At 40.8% G+C, this 17,094-nt stretch carries 12 protein-coding genes; all 12 read left to right on the top strand.

Annotated features, from left to right (window positions below; genetic code table 11):
• Positions 1-73: 73 nt before the first annotated feature.
• Entirely contained in the window at positions 74-5,038 is a 4,965-nt protein-coding gene (locus V7K38_RS01855) for an amino acid adenylation domain-containing protein (RefSeq protein ID WP_334855019.1), read from the top strand.
• Between the two features lie 103 nt (positions 5,039-5,141).
• Positions 5,142-5,918, top strand: a complete 777-nt coding sequence (locus V7K38_RS01850) for an SDR family NAD(P)-dependent oxidoreductase (RefSeq protein ID WP_334855018.1) — start codon at positions 5,142-5,144, stop codon at positions 5,916-5,918.
• 32 nt (positions 5,919-5,950) lie between these two features.
• On the top strand, positions 5,951-7,738 hold the full coding sequence (locus V7K38_RS01845; RefSeq protein WP_334855017.1) for an ABC transporter substrate-binding protein: 1,788 nt from the start codon (positions 5,951-5,953) through the stop codon (positions 7,736-7,738).
• Positions 7,739-7,751: 13 nt separating this feature from the next.
• Positions 7,752-8,717, top strand: coding sequence for an isopenicillin N synthase family dioxygenase (locus V7K38_RS01840; RefSeq protein WP_334855016.1), 966 nt, complete (start codon positions 7,752-7,754; stop codon positions 8,715-8,717).
• A gap of 40 nt (positions 8,718-8,757) precedes the next feature.
• A complete protein-coding gene (locus V7K38_RS01835; protein ID WP_334855015.1) occupies positions 8,758-9,747 on the top strand; it encodes an isopenicillin N synthase family dioxygenase in 990 nt (329 codons plus the stop codon).
• Positions 9,748-9,812: 65 nt separating this feature from the next.
• Positions 9,813-10,928, top strand: a complete 1,116-nt coding sequence (locus V7K38_RS01830; protein WP_334855014.1) for a hypothetical protein — start codon at positions 9,813-9,815, stop codon at positions 10,926-10,928.
• A 90-nt stretch (positions 10,929-11,018) separates the two neighbouring features.
• On the top strand, positions 11,019-12,599 hold the full coding sequence (locus V7K38_RS01825; protein WP_334855013.1) for an MBOAT family O-acyltransferase: 1,581 nt from the start codon (positions 11,019-11,021) through the stop codon (positions 12,597-12,599).
• A 30-nt stretch (positions 12,600-12,629) separates the two neighbouring features.
• Entirely contained in the window at positions 12,630-13,376 is a 747-nt protein-coding gene (locus V7K38_RS01820; protein WP_334855012.1) for a class I SAM-dependent methyltransferase, read from the top strand.
• 3 nt (positions 13,377-13,379) lie between these two features.
• The gene (locus V7K38_RS01815; RefSeq protein WP_334855011.1) at positions 13,380-15,218 is read left to right on the top strand and encodes a carbamoyltransferase family protein; all 1,839 of its coding nucleotides are present in this window, start codon (positions 13,380-13,382) and stop codon (positions 15,216-15,218) included.
• A 5-nt stretch (positions 15,219-15,223) separates the two neighbouring features.
• On the top strand, positions 15,224-15,631 hold the full coding sequence (locus tag V7K38_RS01810) for an SxtJ family membrane protein (RefSeq protein ID WP_334855010.1): 408 nt from the start codon (positions 15,224-15,226) through the stop codon (positions 15,629-15,631).
• On the top strand, positions 15,631-15,795 hold the full coding sequence (locus V7K38_RS01805) for a DUF5989 family protein (protein ID WP_096564133.1): 165 nt from the start codon (positions 15,631-15,633) through the stop codon (positions 15,793-15,795). Before V7K38_RS01810 ends, V7K38_RS01805 begins: the two co-directional genes overlap by 1 nt.
• Positions 15,796-15,805: 10 nt before the next feature.
• The gene (locus V7K38_RS01800) at positions 15,806-17,092 is read left to right on the top strand and encodes an SGNH/GDSL hydrolase family protein (RefSeq protein ID WP_334855009.1); all 1,287 of its coding nucleotides are present in this window, start codon (positions 15,806-15,808) and stop codon (positions 17,090-17,092) included.
• Positions 17,093-17,094 lie beyond the last annotated feature (2 nt).

The raw sequence follows: 17,094 nt of genomic DNA, 5'->3' as shown, positions 1-17,094 counted from the left end.
ATAAATTAATATTGCATTTTCTCTCTGTATTTATGTGGTTAATTAAAAAAGAGATATTAAAAAAAACATAATAATGGTAGCTATACAAAATCAAAAAAAAGCTAAAGATATTGAAGCCATCTACCCCCTTTCGCCAATGCAGCAGGGGATGTTATTTCATACCCTTTATCAGCCAGAATCAAGAATATACTTTGAGCAGTTTCGCTTCACTCTTCATGGCGATTTAAACAAGAGTGCGTTTGAGCAAGCTTGGCAACAAGTGGTACAGAGACACGCGGCTTTACGGACACTTTTTGTTTGGAAGAACCGCAAACAGCCAGTCCAAGTAGTGCGTAAACAGGTTAATTTACCTTGGATTAACAGAGACTTGCGTTTGCTCTCAACTGAGGAACAGCAAACACAAATTATTTCTTTCTTAAATACAGATAAAGAGCAAAGTTTTGAACTTGACAAAGCTCCCTTGATGCGGTTTGCTTTATTTCGGTTAGCAGACGAGACTTATCATTTTATTTGGAGCTTTCATCATATATTGCTTGATGGTTGGAGCTGGCCGATTCTCTTTAAAGAAATCTTTGCTTTTTACGATTCTATAAATAACAATCAACAATTATATTTAACTCCAACTCGCCCTTACCGAGATTACATTAATTGGTTACAGCAGCAAGATTTATCTAGTGCTGAGGAATTTTGGCGGCGAACTCTTGAGGGTTTTACTGCTTCTACCCCTTTGGTTGTGGAACAAGCAGTAGGGCAGATTGCTCACCAGCAAACTAGTTATATTCGACACCAACATCTATCAGCCGAAGCAACTGCTACCTTAAAATCTTTTGCCCAACAACATCACCTCACCCTTTCTACCTTGGTGCAGGCAGCTTGGGCATTGTTACTGAGTCGCTACAGTGGTGAGTCTGATGTGGTGTTTGGGGCTACAGTGTCCGGTCGTCCTCATAACTTATCTGGTGTAGAGTCGATAGTGGGATTGTTTATTAATACCCTACCTGTACGGATAAAAATCCCTGAAACAGCTGATTTATTGCCTTGGCTAGTGCAATTGCAACAAGAGCATATAGAACGAGAGCAGTATTCGTACACCTCACTGGTAGATATTCAAGGTGTGAGTGAGATTCCGAGGAATCAACCTTTGTTTGAAAGCATTGTGGTGTTTGAAAATTACCCTGTCAACGCAACACTGCAAGCGCTTCCAGGAAATTTGAGAATAGGCGATCGCCAAGCCCTCGGAGAAACAAATTATCCTTTAACTGTGGTGGCTATTCCCGGTGATGAACTGGTAATCAAAATCAACTACGATCGCGATCGCTTTGACGCAGATACCATTGATCGGATGATCGGTCATTTGCTCACGCTGTTACAGGGTATTACTACTAATTATCATCGCAGTGTAGGCGAACTTCCGCTACTTACACAAACAGAACAAGATTTACTGTTAGTCGAATGGAATGCTACTCAAGCCGCTAATCCCATCCATGATTGCATCCATCAATTATTTGAGCAGCATGTTGAAAAAACACCCGAATCTGTGGCGGTGGTGTATGACAATCAACATTTTACCTACCAACAGTTAAATCAACGCGCTAATCAACTAGCTCATCATCTGCAACGGTTGGGTATCAAACCAGATGCACCTGTGGGGATTTGTCTGGAACGTTCTTTAGAAGCAGCAGTTGCTATATTAGCAACCCTGAAAGCTGGCGGTGCTTGCGTTCCCCTTGACCCTACCTATCCTCCAGAACGGTTAGCATTTATGCTAGCGGATACTGGTGCAAGCGTTGTCTTAACTCAAGCTAGTTTAAAGCCATTACTGGAGAAGGATTTCCACCACCATCTAATTTTGGTAGATGAGGGATGGGATGCGATCGCCAAAGAATCTGATATAAATCTTCAAACAGATGCACAAGCGCAAAATTTAGCATACATCATCTATACTTCTGGGTCTACAGGAACTCCTAAAGGTACGCTTGTCCCTCATAGATCGCTAACCAATTTAATAGAACACCATCAAGCAAAGATGGCTATAGGCGTGGGTGTGCTTCAGTTTGCTTCCCTCAGCTTTGATGTCAGCTATCACGAAATGTTTGCGGCATGGGGTTTGGGTGGCACACTATATATGATTGGCGAAAGCGATCGCAAAGATTTAGATAAATTAATTCAGTTACTTGCTCAAGAACCAATTGCCAAGGTTTTCCTTCCTGTTACCCTCTGGCAACAATTAGCAGAAATATACGGAGACGAAGAACATCTATTTCAGAACATTAGAGAAGCGATCGCTTGTGGCGAACAACTCCAGATTACTCAACCAATGATTAAGTTGTTTCAACGTTTGGAGAATTGCAGACTCTACAATTTATACGGGCCAACAGAAGCAGATTTAGTTACATCATATACATTTGGCGACCAACCAGAAGAATGGCCAATTTATCCGCCAATCGGTAAACCTGCCGTCAACGTCCAAGTTTATCTATTAGATCGTAATCTCCAACCCGTGCCGATTGGCGTTCCTGGGGAACTCTACGTCAGTGGTGATGGCTTGGCTCGTGGCTACCTCAACCGCCCAGATTTGACAAACCAAAAATTTGTTCCAAATCCGTTTAAAAACCTCACCCCGTCCTATCGGACACCCCTCTCCTTGCTAAGGAGAGGGGCAGGGGGTGAGGTTTTTCAAGCAGGAGAGAATCGACTGTATAAGACTGGAGATTTGGCACGTTACCTCAGCGATGGCAACATTGAATTTTTGGGACGCATAGACGATTTAGTAAAAGTTCGGGGTTTTCGGGTTGAACTTGGTGAAGTTGAAGCAGTCTTGAGCAAACATCCCCAAATCAAGCAAGCAGTGGCTAAGGTGTTTGGGCAAAGTGCTAGGGAAAAATATCTAGTCGCTTACTTCGTACTAATTCAAGGACAAACTCTCACCCTCGAACAGTTGCGTAATTTTATTCAAGACCAGTTGCCAGACTACATGATTCCATCGGCTTTTGTACAGATGGAATCGTTTCCCCTGACTTCCAACGGTAAAGTCAACCGTCGCATTTTACCAGAACCGACGACCAGCAGACCAGAATTAGCTCAAACTTTTGTTGCACCCCGGACTCCCACCGAAGAAATTTTGGCGGGTATTTGGAGGGATGTTTTGGGGTTAGAACAAGTTGGAATTTATGACAACTTCTTTAATTTGGGAGGACATTCATTACTTGCTACTCAGGTTATCTCTCTGACACGCAAAGCATTTAAGGTAGAATTGCCTCTGCGAAGTTTATTTGAATCTCCAGCGATCGCAACTTTAGCTAGAACAGTCGAGACAGCAACTAAGCAAGAACTTGCGCCAGGTATCATACCATTTAAAGCCGTGCGAACGTGTGACGGAGTACTGCCAATCTCCTTAACTCAGCTAGAGTTTTGGTTTTTCGAGCAATTCTATCCCGGCAATCCTGTTTACAACCTGCCGCTAGTTTATCGCGTGACAGGTTCGCTTGATGTGAAAGCATTAGAGCAGAGTTTAAGAGAAATTGTACGACGACATGAAACCTTCCGAAGTACCTTTAAGGTGGAAAACGGACAAGTAGTTTATACAATTTCCCCTGAACCTGTATTTGACTTCGCAGTAATAGACTCACAAAACATCCCTGAAACAGAAGCGAAACGACAAGCTGAGAAGGAGATTAAACAGCCTTTTGATTTGGCGCGGGGGCCGTTATTACGGAGTAAACTTTGGCGTTTGAGTGAAACTGAGCATTTGCTTGTAGTCACAACACACCATATTGTCGCCGATGGTTGGTCTTTTAGCGTGTTGACTCAAGAAATGGCAACCCTTTACGAAGCTTTTTCTCAGAGTAAGCAATTCCCCCTGAACGAGTTACCGATCCAATATGCAGACTTTGCTCATTGGCAACGGCAATTGTTACAAGGGCAAGTTTTAGAATCACAGATGCAATTCTGGAAACAACATCTAGGTGTTAATCCTCCAGTCTTAAAACTACGAACCGATTATCCACGCCCAGCCGTGCGAACCTTCACAGGTGCGCGTCAAACTTTGGTAATTTCTAAAGACTTAACCAAAGCACTCAAAGCATTGAGTCAACAGGAAGGCGCAACCCTATTTATGACCTTGTTAGCAGCACTCAAGATATTACTTTTCTGCTACACAGGGCAACCAGACATCATTGTTAGCAGCACTGTTGCTAATCGTACTCGCCCAGAAACAGAAGGACTGATTGGTTTCTTTGTCCATTTACTGCCATTCTGCACCAACTTAGAAGGCAATCCCAGCTTCCGAGAACTATTGCGGCGAGTGCGAGAAGTGGCTTTAGGAGTGTATGCACATCAGGAAATGCCTTTCATCAAACTACTAGAAGAACTGCAACCAGTTCGAGACTCTAGTTATACACTGCTAGCTCAGGTGATGTTTGTTTTCCAAAACACTCCAGAAGATGATTTAAAACTAGCAAATTTGACTTTAAAGGAGGAATTTATTGCCACGGATACCAAAGACACAGCCGAATTTGATTTAAATCTCACACTCCAAGAAACAACAGAGGGAATTGAAGGCGCTTTAGTCTACAGAACCGACTTGTTTATACCTGCTAGCATCGCCAGAATGGTAACAGTCTTTCAAAATTTACTTGAATATCTAATTACTAATCCTGAGCAACGTCTTAGTGAACTTCCCTTTTTAAATGAAGGGGAAAATTTACCAATTCAAAATAACAAATTACCAATAGCGAATAACTTTCAGAATGAATTTACTGAACCCAGTAACTCTATTGAAGAAACCATATTAGCTATTTGGCAAGAAGTTTTAGGGTTAGAACATATCAGTACACAAGATAACTTCTTTGATCTCGGAGGACATTCTGCTCTTGTTCTACAACTTTCATACAAATTAGATAAAGCTTGGCAAATAGAGCTACCCTTAGTTTCCCTATTTGAAAAATCTACCATTGTCCAGCAGGCAGAAACTATCCAAGATTTAATAAAACGAACCGCAGAGACACAGAGAACGCAGAGAAAAGGAGTAACTACATAACCCAACAGAATATCGATAATTAATCCTCTCTCAATCTCTTACCTCAGTGTCCTCTGCGCCTCTGTGGTTCGTATCATTCCATTTTAACACTCAACAAAAAACCGTGAAACCCTCCCTTTTTGACCTAACAGGAAAAGTCGCCATTATCACCGGATCTGCACGAGGTATCGGCAAATCCATAGCTCAAGGATTAGCATCTGTAGGCACAAAGGTTGTAGTTGCTGATATTAAAGCAACCGAAGCAGAAAAAACCGCACAAATAATTCAGGAGGCTGGAGGCGAAGCGATCGCAATTCCTACCGATGTCAGAAATCGCCAAGATTGTTTACACCTGATTGAGCAAACTGTGGCGCACTATCACAGGCTTGACATTATGGTGTGTAATGCCGGCATTGACATCATCAAATCGGCGGCTGACTTAGAAGAATTAGAGTGGGATAACATTATTAACATCAATCTCAAAGGGTACTTTCACTGCGCTCAACTGGCGGCTCGACAAATGATCGAACAAGGGACAGGCGGCTCAATTATTATGAATTCTTCTATCGGCGGTGTAGTGGGAATCAGTGGTTCGGCGGCTTATACAGCATCAAAAGGAGGGGTAAATTTACTAGTGCGATCGCTAGCACTGGAATGGGCAAATCACCAGATTCGAGTTAATGCTTTTGCTCCTGGCTATATAGACAACATTATGGAAGGTACTGAAACATTTCGGCGATCGCCACAAGATGATCACCAACATCTGAGTGCTGTGATTCCTATGCAGCGACGCGGAAAACCAGAGGAACTCATCGGCCCAGTCATATTTCTCGCGTCTGAAGCAGCTTCTTATGTGACGGGGGCAATTTTGATGGTAGATGGGGGATACAGCGCCATGTAGGGTAGGTAAAAGAAGTTTCTGAGAGTACAACTATGCGAAGATTGATCGCACTTACTACTATTTGCCGTCGGCGATTGCCAGCTATCATCGGATTTATACTGGCGATTGTCCTAGTTAGTTGCGTCCAAACTAACTTGCTTCGCAAAACAGCAACCGGATCTCAAATCATCGTTAGTAGTTCTGCCGAACCCAACACCTTTAATCCTCAGTTGATGGAACAGGGAGTAGGAATTTTGACTTTCCTCTATGAAGGACTAATTCGTGAAAATGAGCGAGGAGAAATTAAACCAGCGTTAGCGCGATCGTGGGAGATTTCTGAAGACCAAAAGCGAATTATTTTTAAATTAAGGAAAGGACTGAAATGGTCAGATGGTAAACCACTAACTGCTGATGATGTGGTGTTTACTTATAAAGATATTTATACGAATCCTGCCATTCCTTCCTATGCCAAAGATTTTTTACAAATAGGTAAAACACACAGTTTTCCTACAGTGGAAAAATTGGATAATTTGAGTGTTAAATTTACTCTCCCAGAACCTTTCGCACCCTTTATTCGCACAACAAAACTAGAAATTTTACCTGTTCACATTCTGCAATCCAGCATCACCAAAAAAGACTCCACAGGTAGACCGCTATTTCTCTCAATTTGGGGTACAGATACTCCACCGAACCAAATTGTTAGCAACGGTGCTTACAAATTAGAATCATACATTCCAAGTGAGCGGATAACCTTTCGCAAAAATCCCTATTACTGGCGTAAAGATACTCAAAGTCATCTTCAGCCCTATATCGATCGTATTGTTATAAATACGGTGAGTAATAGTGATACAGCGTTAATTCAATTTCGTTCTGGAGGACTTGATTTTATTGACGTAAATCCTAACTATTTTTCATTATTGAAACGAGAAGAAAAAAGGGGGAAATTCACAATTTATAACGGTGGTTCTCAAACAGGAACCACCGCGATGATGTTTAATTTGAATACAGGGCTTAGAAATGGTAAGCCTTTAGTTAATCCGATTAAATCTCGCTGGTTCAATACAGTAGAATTTCGCCAAGCCGTTGCTTATAGCATCAATCGGCCGCGGATGGTCAACAACCTATTTGCAGGGGTAGGAGCGTTGCAAAATTCGTCCATCGCAGTGCAAAGTCCTTACTATCTCTCTCAGCAAGCAGGTTTACCAGTCTACAACTATAACCAAGAGAAGGCAAAAACATTACTTCTCAAGGCAGGATTTCGATACAACAATCAAGGTGAGTTATTCGATAGCGATGGGAATCGAGTCCGGTTTACGCTCACCGCTAATGTTGGTAATAAGGTGTTGCAGAACATGGCTCCTTTAATTCAAGACGATTTGAGCCAGATAGGAATTCAGGTAGATTTGAATTTGATTGCAGTGGGATTGGTTGTAGACAAATTAGCAAATCGTCTGGATTGGGATTGCCAGATTATGGATGGTTTTCCGATGACAATAGAACCCAACGAAGCAATAAATATTTGGTCTACTAAAGGAAACTGGCATTTTTTTAATCGCCAACCCCAAGCCGGACAAATACCAATTACTGGACATCGGGTAGCAGATTGGGAACAAAAGATTGATGATCTCTACATTCAAGGTGCAGCCGCAAATGAAGCACAGCGACAACAAATTTATGCCGAAACTCAACGGCTGAGTCAGGAATATTTGCCGTTTATTTATCTAGTGAATTCCTTATCAATGGTGTCTGTGCGAAATCGCATTGAGGGCGTAAAACACTCTGCTTTACAAGGAACATTTTGGAATGTTTATGAATTGAAAACCAATCCTGTTAATAATTAATACCAGTTTTCTTATGAAAATTAGCGAACCGCCAAGCCGCCAAGAACGCCAAGTTTCCACACCGATTCCGGTCATTGATTTCCATCCATTTATAGTCGGTGATGTTGTTGCCAAACAAGCAGTTGCCGATCGCATTTCGTGCGCTATTCAAGAAATTGGATGTTTTTACCTCGAAAATTGTGTACCTCAGACTTTAGTCGATCGAGTATTTGCTCAAGCGCAAAGTTTTTTTGCATTATCACAGGAGGAGAAAAATCAAGTAAAACTTGCTCCAGGAACGAGTCGAGGCTATGTTGCTCGTGGTAAAGAGCGGGTATTGCTAGAAGCATTCAATTTTGGTTTAGACGTTGCAATCAATGAAGCGGGTGTAACTCCCCAAGGATTTGGTGAACCTAATCGATGGCCTGAAAACCAAAAAGAGTTTCGCCAACTGCTACTAGAATTTTTTACAACTTGTCGTGATGCGTCTTTTAGTATTTTACAAGCGATGGCGATCGCATTAAAACTACCAGAGTCTTACTTTACCGATTTCCATCTAGAGCGCAACTTTAACACCTCCATAAATCACTATCCATCTCTACACCAAGCTCTCCCTCCCGGCGAGACTCGTTTCGCTGAACATACAGATTACGGCAGTATTACCTTAATATTTCAAGATGAGACGGCTGGGCTAGAAGTTTGCAACGATGCAGGAGAGTGGATTGCAGCCCCCTTCGCCCCTGGAAAAGTTCTAGTTATCCTTGCAGATTTAATGCAGCGCTGGACAAACGATAAGTTTCCCGCCACCAAACATCGAGTTCCCCTACCTTCCAAATTTCCTAGTAATCCCAGGTACTCGATTATCTATTTTGAGTCTCCTGATTACGATGCCGAAATTACTTGCTTAGAGTCAAACGCAACACCCAACTATCCACCAATTCGCACCCATGAATATATTAATCAAATTGCGACAGGAAGCTATGCATCTGAAAAAAAATAGATTTTTCTATTTTTACTGATAACTCTACTCATTTTTAACGATGAACTCAACTAAAGAACTTTCAAAAGAATCTATTGTTTCAACACAGATTCCAGTCATTAACTTTCACTCATTTATGACTGGTGATAGCCATGCCAAGGAAGCCGTTGCTGCTCAAATCGGCAGTGCTTTACAAGAAATAGGATGTTTCTACCTAAAAAATCACGATGTTTCCACAACTTTAATAGCTCAAGCATTTGCTCAAGCTAAGAGTTTTTTTGCACTGCCGTTAGAAGATAAAAAACAGATAGCTTTAACAGAAAAATGTCATCGAGGATATATCCCTATGGGGATGTCAAGCATACTCAGCGAACAATTTTACTTTGGTAGAGAAATGAATCCAGAGGAATTGAATAAACTAGATCATCCTTTTCACCAGCCGAATCAATGGCTACAAAATCAGCCAGAGTTTCGAGAAACGATGTTGCAATTTTTCGCAGCTTCCCACACAAGTATGCTTAAAATTATTGAAGCTTTAGCTATTGCTTTGAAACTGCCAGAATCCTATTTTGTCGAGTTACATTCTGAACAAAATCATGCTATGGGATTACATCACTATCCTGGTGCATCTGAACCTCAAAAAAACCAAAATATTCGCCTGGGAGAACATACAGATGGAAATACTATCACATACGTCTTTCAGCATGAGGTAGAAGGGTTAGAAATTTGTACCAAAACTGGAGAGCGAGTTCCAGTTCCCCTGATTCCTGATACAGTTGTTGTCATGGCAGGAGAAATTTTGCAACGATGGACTAACGATAAAGTTTATGCCACAAAACACCAAGTTGCAATACCATCTGCATCTCAAGAAATCCAACCAAGATACTCCTTTGCATTTTTTGCATCTCCTAATAATGATGCCGAAATTGCCTGTCCTGAAAGTTGTTTACAGGCAAATGAAACTGCAAAATACCCACCTATTTTAACGAGCGAGTTTTACACTCAAAGAAATAACAACAATACGTCAATCTTAATTAAATCGGAAAATTAAATTTTTTCGTTTCTACGCCTCTGTGTGAATTAAAAATAACTTATTTACCCTTAAGACAACCGAAAATGAATGTACATATTTGGCAAAAAACCATACCGAAACCAGTATTTATGTTTATTTACAGCATAATTTTTATACTGGCTTTTATTTTGACTGCTGGATTAATTAATACAGTTTTACCCTCTGATAATAATCCTCAAAATCTTGGCGATATCAGTATTAAATTACAATATTTTGCTAAACATAAAGATGATTATAATGTTATTTTTATGGGGCCTAGTACCACTTATCAAGGAGTTGTTCCTAAAGTATTTAATGAAGTAATGGCAGCACACGGTAAGAGAGTCAAGTCTTTCAATTTTGGAATCATGGCGGCAAATATAGCTGAAATGGATTTCTATTTGCAAAAAATTTTAGATTTAAAACCAGCAAATTTAAAATGGATATTTTTAGACTGTTTAGTTAACAGCTTCATTGAAAATTCGCCAACTGCATCTAAAAATGTTTACTGGCATACTCCTCTTAAAACTATAGAAAACTTTCATTTAATTGCTGAAAGCAACTATACTTTAAAAAGTAGAATTATTGGTTTCTATGCTAATTTTGTCAGCTTTCTTTATCGATGGCTAGGAATTGGTTATTTCTCTAATTCTTGGCAGCAACAAGGGGATAAATTACAACCAGATGGATTACCAACAGTAGTTTCTAATGATAGATTATTAGAAGAAGCTGGATATTACTCAATGGATTGGATGAAAGATCATGAAAAACGGGAACAGGTTTTTCAATTTAATTACTTGGAAAGTTATAAGAAGAGATTAAAAGAGGCAAAATTAGGAGTCTTTGAGCAAAAGGATACATCTGGACAACGATTTAATTCTTATGGAATTAAAATGATTCAGCAGATTGTTGCTAGAATCGATAGCTCAGAAAAGGTTAGCAAAAATAAAATTTTACCTATCTTCTTTATTCCTCCAGTTTTAGAGGATGATGTCGATCATTTTCCTATTATAAAGGCTTACGAATTGGGATATATTCCAACTCTATTTGCTTTTAACGATCCTAATGCTTTTGCTGCTTTATATGGGATTGATAGCCGAGCTGATGGTAGGCATTTAAATCACCAAGGCGCACAGGAATTTACACGCATTTTAGCAGCAGAGTTTTATGAGCATTTTTAAGTTATCTCAAAAAAAAATATATAATCATTCGCCTATGTCTATAAGTCCAAATTGATTTGGTTAGCAGTTAATTTACCCATTAGATTAAATATGGTTTTTACAGAATTTCGTTTTATCTTTTTCTTTATTCTTATTTTCTGCTTCTACTGGGCTTTAAAGAATCACAATCATCGTAAAACCTGGTTATTAGTCTGTAGTTATATTTTTTATGGTGCTTGGGATTGGCGCTTTCTTTCTTTGCTTTTGCTCTCGACAGTCGTTGATTACTTTGTCGGTTTGATGCTATCTAGACCACAGGTTGATAGTTCACCGGCAGTCGCTCATGGGGGAAACCCCCAAGACCGCGCTGCCTCAACAGTAGGACAAGAAATTCAAACAAGCGAAGCAGTACAGAAAGAAGAAACTAAGAACGGATGGATAAACTTATTTTCTTGGGATGTGCTGTTAAGTAAACCACTCAATCAGCAGCAGCGCCAAGCATGGTTGGTACTCAGTTTAGTTGTAAATCTAGGATTATTAGGATTTTTTAAGTACTATAATTTCTTCGCTGACTCTGCCTCAAGCTTATTAGTTTTTCTGGGTCTACCTGTTAGTATTAAAACCCTTGAAATCATTCTTCCCGCAGGCATTAGCTTTTACACATTTCAAACTCTAAGCTATTCAATTGATGCGTATCTGGGTAAAGTCAAACCTATTAGAAGTTTTTGGGATTTTTCTCTATTTGTAGCTTTTTTCCCTCAATTGGTTGCGGGCCCCATTGTCCGCGCATCTACTTTTTTACCTCAACTGCTAACCCCGAAAAGTTTAAACGAAGTTGATTTTCGGGGATGTTTAACGCTTTTTTTGGTGGGATATTTTAAGAAAGCTTGTATTTCGGATAATCTCTCTCCTTTGGTAGACCAGTATTTTACTAATCCAGAGATTTATACCGCCTTAAGTTGTTGGATTGCTGTGATTTCTTTCGTTATACAAGTATACTGCGACTTTTCTGGCTATTCAGATATGGCGATCGCGTGTGCAGGTTTACTGGGATACAAGCTACCTCTCAACTTTAATTTTCCCTACTTTTCTAGCAATATCACTCAGTTGTGGCAACGTTGGCACATTACCCTCTTCACCTGGCTGCGAGACTATATTTACATCCCTTTGATGAGAAGGCGACCAAAAGCTCAACGCACAGAACTGTTTGGTTACAGAAATATTCTCATTCTGATGCTTACCTCTGGATTCTGGCATGGTGCTGCTTGGCATTTTGTCGCTTGGGGGGGACTGCATGGAATTGCTTTAATTGTTCACAAACAATGGTCATCTTGGATGGCTCCCTATAAGCGATTCCAAACCCTGAGAAATATCGTAGGTATTCCCCTCACATTTTACTGGTTTTGTGCGTCTGCAACCTTCTTTCGGGTTAGCGATCTCAGCAGTATTATACAAGTGGAGAAATCCTTTTTATTCTTTAATTCTCCTGGCTCTGAAAACCTAAATCTCCAAATTGGATGGATTTTTATACCTTTAATTATCATGCACTGGGCAGCTTATAAAGGTTGGTTCGCAGACTGGTGGCAGAAAATTCCCAAATGGAGTTTTGCTGTTTTTTATGGGATGTTAGTTTCAACAATACTTCGGTTTGCAGCAATCAGTCCTCAACCATTTATCTACTTTCAGTTTTAGTTAACTTTAGCAGTTTTCTTATTAAAAACTATGAGCATAAATGCTATTTTACAACCCATCAAATCTTTCTTTGATTATCTGTCATTTAATTTGCAATATGAATTGATGCTTTTATCGTTTCGGAGTAAAAACAGGAAAGAAGTTTTTAATGATATATATTATCGGAATAGGTGGGGCGATCGCGACTCTATTTCTGGCAGAGGATCTAATCTTCAACAAACTTCGATCATCATTAAAGAAATACCAGTTTTGTTGGAAAACCTTAATGTCAAAAGAATGCTCGATGCTCCTTGTGGAGATTTCTATTGGCTAAAAGAAGCAGAATTAAATCTAGATAGATACATCGGATGTGATATTGTTGCCGAATTAGTTACCAAAAATCAACGTCTTTATGGCAATGAGTCCAGAGAATTTATCAATCTTGACTTAGCAGCAGATGCACTCCCTCAAGTCGATTTGATTTTTTGTCGAGATTGTCTAGTACATCTTTCATTTAAAGATGCTCTTGCTGTAATTAAAAACTTTAAAAAAAGCAATTCTAAATATCTTTTAACTACAACTTATCCGGGGATACTTGAAAATAAAGATATTGTTACAGGTGATTGGCGAGCAATCGATTTAAAATTACCTCCGTACAACTTTCCCGATATGCTCGAAATTATTGATGAAAAAACGACTGAAAGAAAAGACTATCCACAAAAAAGTTTGGGTCTATGGAAATTGAGTGATATAGGGAATAAGGAATGGGGAACAAATAAAAATGGGGGTTTTATATAAAAAATGCGTATTTTAGGAATTTCAGCTTATTACCACGATAGTGCCGCCGCCTTAGTTGTGGATGGTGATATTGTTGCCGCAGCTCAAGAGGAGCGTTTTTCCCGCAAAAAACATGATGCGAGATTTCCCAAAGGTGCGATCGCCTATTGTCTCAAACAAGCAGGGATTAGATTATCAGAAGTAGACCAAATCGTTTTCTACGATAAGCCATTGGTCAAATTTGAGCGACTACTGGAAACCTATCTCGCCTACGCACCCAAGGGATTAGGTTCCTTTATTGCAGCAATGCCAGTTTGGTTAAAAGAAAAACTTTACCTCAAAACGCTGTTAAAAAAGGAACTGGCAACCCTCGGAGATTGCAAAAAAACGCAATTACCCCAACTTTTGTTTACTGAACATCACCAAGCGCACGCCGCTTCTGCTTTTTTCCCCAGCCCCTTTGAACGGGCGGCGGTGCTGTGCCTCGATGGAGTCGGAGAATGGGCAACTACCTCAGTTTGGTTAGGAGAAGATCATCAACTCACTCCCCAATGGGAAATTGATTTTCCCCATTCTTTAGGGTTGCTTTATTCTGCCTTCACCTACTACACGGGTTTCAAGGTCAACTCTGGCGAATACAAACTCATGGGTTTAGCGCCCTACGGTGAACCCAAATATGTAGACCATATCCTCAACCATCTTTTGGATCTCAAAGAAGATGGCACATTTCGGTTGAATATGGACTACTTCAACTACACCACGGGGTTGACCATGACTACCCCAAAATTTCATCAATTGTTTGGTGGTTCACCACGCCAAAGCGAGGGAAAACTCACCCAGCGAGAAATGGATATAGCTTGTTCTATCCAATACGTTACCGAGGAAGTCGTTTTGCGTTTGGCAAGAACAGTTAAAAAGGAACTGGACACAGACTATCTCTGTTTAGCCGGTGGAGTCGCCCTGAATTGCGTCGCCAATGGACGCATTTTGCGAGAAACAGATTTTCGAGATATTTGGATTCAACCCGCCGCCGGAGACGCAGGGGGAGCAGTTGGGGCAGCATTAGCTATTTGGCATCAGTATCATGAAAAGCCGCGCATTCCTCACGATGGGGATGCCATGCGGGGCGGCTATCTAGGCCCTTGCTTTGGGAAAACAGAGATTCAAGACTATCTCCAGTCTGTGAATGCGCCCTACCAATACCTAGAAGATGACAAACTCATGCCTGAACTTGCCGAAATTTTAGAGCAAGGGAATGTTGTGGGTTGGTTCTCTGGCAGGATGGAGTTTGGCCCGCGAGCTTTGGGAGGTCGTTCGATCATCGGCGATCCTCGTAATCCGAAGATGCAATCGGTGATGAACCTGAAAATTAAATACCGCGAATCCTTCCGTCCCTTTGCCCCTTCTGTCTTAGCAGAACAGGCTTCCAATTACTTTGAGCTTGACCGTCCCAGCCCTTATATGCTTTTGGTTGCACCAATCAAAGCCGAGTTGCGGATTCCCATGACAACAGAACAGGAGGAGTTGTTTGGCATAGATAAGTTAAACGTGAAGCGATCGCAAATTCCCGCCATCACTCATGTAGATTATTCCGCGCGGATTCAAACTGTTCATCAACAAACCAATCCTCGATACTATGAACTGCTGCGACATTTTCAGGCAAAAACGGGCTGTGCAGTTTTGGTAAACACATCATTTAATGTGCGAGGTGAACCAATTGTGTGTACCCCAGAAGATGCTTATCGCTGTTTTATGAGAACAGAGATGGATTACTTGGTATTGGAGAATTTTCTCCTCGCTAAATCGAACCAACCCCAGGTACAGAAAGATGAATCTTGGAAAACAGAATTTGAATTAGATTAATGCTGATGGACGAAATACAACAACTCGATCGGAAAGGACTACGGGATTTTGGACTGCTTGGCGGTGCGATCGCTGCTGGCTTATTCGGTAGTCTACTGCCCTTGATACACCATGAGTCTTTACCCATTTTACCTTGGGTAATTGCTAGCATTCTTTGGGTGTGGGCGCTGATTGCCCCCGCCACACTCAATGGTGTCTACCAAATTTGGATGAGGATTGGCCTAGTTTTAGGTTGGATTAATACGCGGATAATTCTCAGTATTATTTTCTATACCTTAATCACGCCAATTGGTCTAATAATGCGAGGCGTGTTCCATCATGATGCTATGGCCAGAAAGCTAGATGGTGACGTAAAAACTTATCGCATTATCAATCAAGTAAAACCTATAAACAAAATGGAGAAACCGTTCTAATGTTTGAAACAACACAAGACTTGCTGAAAGATTTATGGGGATTACTGAAAGAACGCCGCAAATTCTTTCTACTACCACTTATCGTCACACTATTGCTCTTAGGTATCTTAATTGTGTTTGCACAGTCATCTGTGCTTGCACCCTTTATTTACACACTATTTTGAGGAATGCCAGGTGGTAACATTGTCATTATCATTAAAGCGGTGGGTAGCGGTGACACTGACCTTAGCCTTATTGCTAGGTGGAATTGTCTTGGGTCTGGCTGTCGTGGAAATTGGCTTACGCATTGCTGGTGTTGAATACAAGACATTTTATACTTTTGATCGACAGAGAGGTTGGGCAGGACGACCTTATGCGGCTGGGTGGGTGCATGACGAAGGAGAAGCATATATCCAATACAACAGTGAGGGCTTTCACGATCGAGAACATTCCCCAGTTAAGCCAGACAATACCATCCGTATAGCCTTGCTCGGAGATTCTTTTACAGAAGCACGCCAAGTACCACAACCACAAGGAATCGCCGCCGTTATTGAACGCGAACTGAAAAATTGTCCCACCCTAGCAAGTCGTGACGTAGAAGTGATGAACTTCGGAGTGAATGGTTATGGAACCGATCAAGAACTGATCGCTTTGCAAGAAAAAGTCTGGAAATATTCACCTGATTTCGTACTTCTGAATTTTTATCCTGGTAACGATGTCATCAACAACTCTCGCACTCTTACCGAGAAAATGGTGAGTCAGACTGCTATGGATAATAGCGCCCTGATGAAACCCTATTTTGTTGAGCGAGATGGTGATTGGGTAGTTGATGATTCGTTTGTGAATATGGATATTTATCGCTCACAAAAATCATCGTGGCATCAGGTTTATCTGCAAGTTCAAGACCGTTTACGGATTTTACAGCTTTTAAAACAAGCCAAATATGCTTTACCACTTCCTCATCAAGATAATAAAAAACAAGACCTCCAGTTGGGAACTAAACCTGCAAGACTGTCTCCGTTCACTGACCCTGAATGGCAGAATTTATTGAAGCAAACAGAATTGCTTGTCCATAACACCGCAACTGATCCTGAATGGGAAGAAGCATGGCAACTAACAGAAGGACTAATTCGCTCGATACATAATGAGGCAATTGCCAAGAAAGCGAATTTTGCTGTCGTGACAGTGACAACTGCTTTGCAAGTTAATCCTGATCCTAACGTGCGCCATGCTCAGGAAGTATCAGGGCTGACAGATTGGTTTTATCCAGAAAAGCGGCTCGCAGCATTAGGAGAACGGGAAGGTTTTATCACCATCAATTTAGGACAATCTTTTCAGGCTTATGCCGAGCAGAATAATGTTTGCTTACATGGGTTTGATAATACTTTTCGCTGCGACGGACATTGGAATGCTTTGGGACATCAGTTAGCAGGGGAAATTGTTGCTAAAACACTCTGTCAACAATTCGTAATTCGTAATTAATT

The sequence above is a fragment of the Nostoc sp. genome (genome assembly GCF_036917465.1).
Taxonomy (GTDB): Bacteria; Cyanobacteriota; Cyanobacteriia; order Cyanobacteriales; family Nostocaceae; genus Nostoc.
This window is presented reverse-complemented; position numbering and strand designations above follow the sequence as displayed.

Excerpts from the sequence above, each read along its gene's own strand:
- V7K38_RS01855 (WP_334855019.1), top strand. The coding sequence starts at position 74 with ATGGTAGCTATACAAAATCAAAAAAAAGCTAAAGATATTGAAGCCATC.
- V7K38_RS01845 (WP_334855017.1), top strand. The coding sequence starts at position 5,951 with ATGCGAAGATTGATCGCACTTACTACTATTTGCCGTCGGCGATTGCCA.
- V7K38_RS01840 (WP_334855016.1), top strand. The coding sequence starts at position 7,752 with ATGAAAATTAGCGAACCGCCAAGCCGCCAAGAACGCCAAGTTTCCACA.
- V7K38_RS01835 (WP_334855015.1), top strand. The coding sequence starts at position 8,758 with ATGAACTCAACTAAAGAACTTTCAAAAGAATCTATTGTTTCAACACAG.
- V7K38_RS01830 (WP_334855014.1), top strand. The coding sequence starts at position 9,813 with ATGAATGTACATATTTGGCAAAAAACCATACCGAAACCAGTATTTATG.
- V7K38_RS01825 (WP_334855013.1), top strand. The coding sequence starts at position 11,019 with ATGGTTTTTACAGAATTTCGTTTTATCTTTTTCTTTATTCTTATTTTC.
- V7K38_RS01820 (WP_334855012.1), top strand. The coding sequence starts at position 12,630 with ATGAGCATAAATGCTATTTTACAACCCATCAAATCTTTCTTTGATTAT.
- V7K38_RS01815 (WP_334855011.1), top strand. The coding sequence starts at position 13,380 with ATGCGTATTTTAGGAATTTCAGCTTATTACCACGATAGTGCCGCCGCC.
- V7K38_RS01810 (WP_334855010.1), top strand. The coding sequence starts at position 15,224 with ATGGACGAAATACAACAACTCGATCGGAAAGGACTACGGGATTTTGGA.
- V7K38_RS01805 (WP_096564133.1), top strand. The coding sequence starts at position 15,631 with ATGTTTGAAACAACACAAGACTTGCTGAAAGATTTATGGGGATTACTG.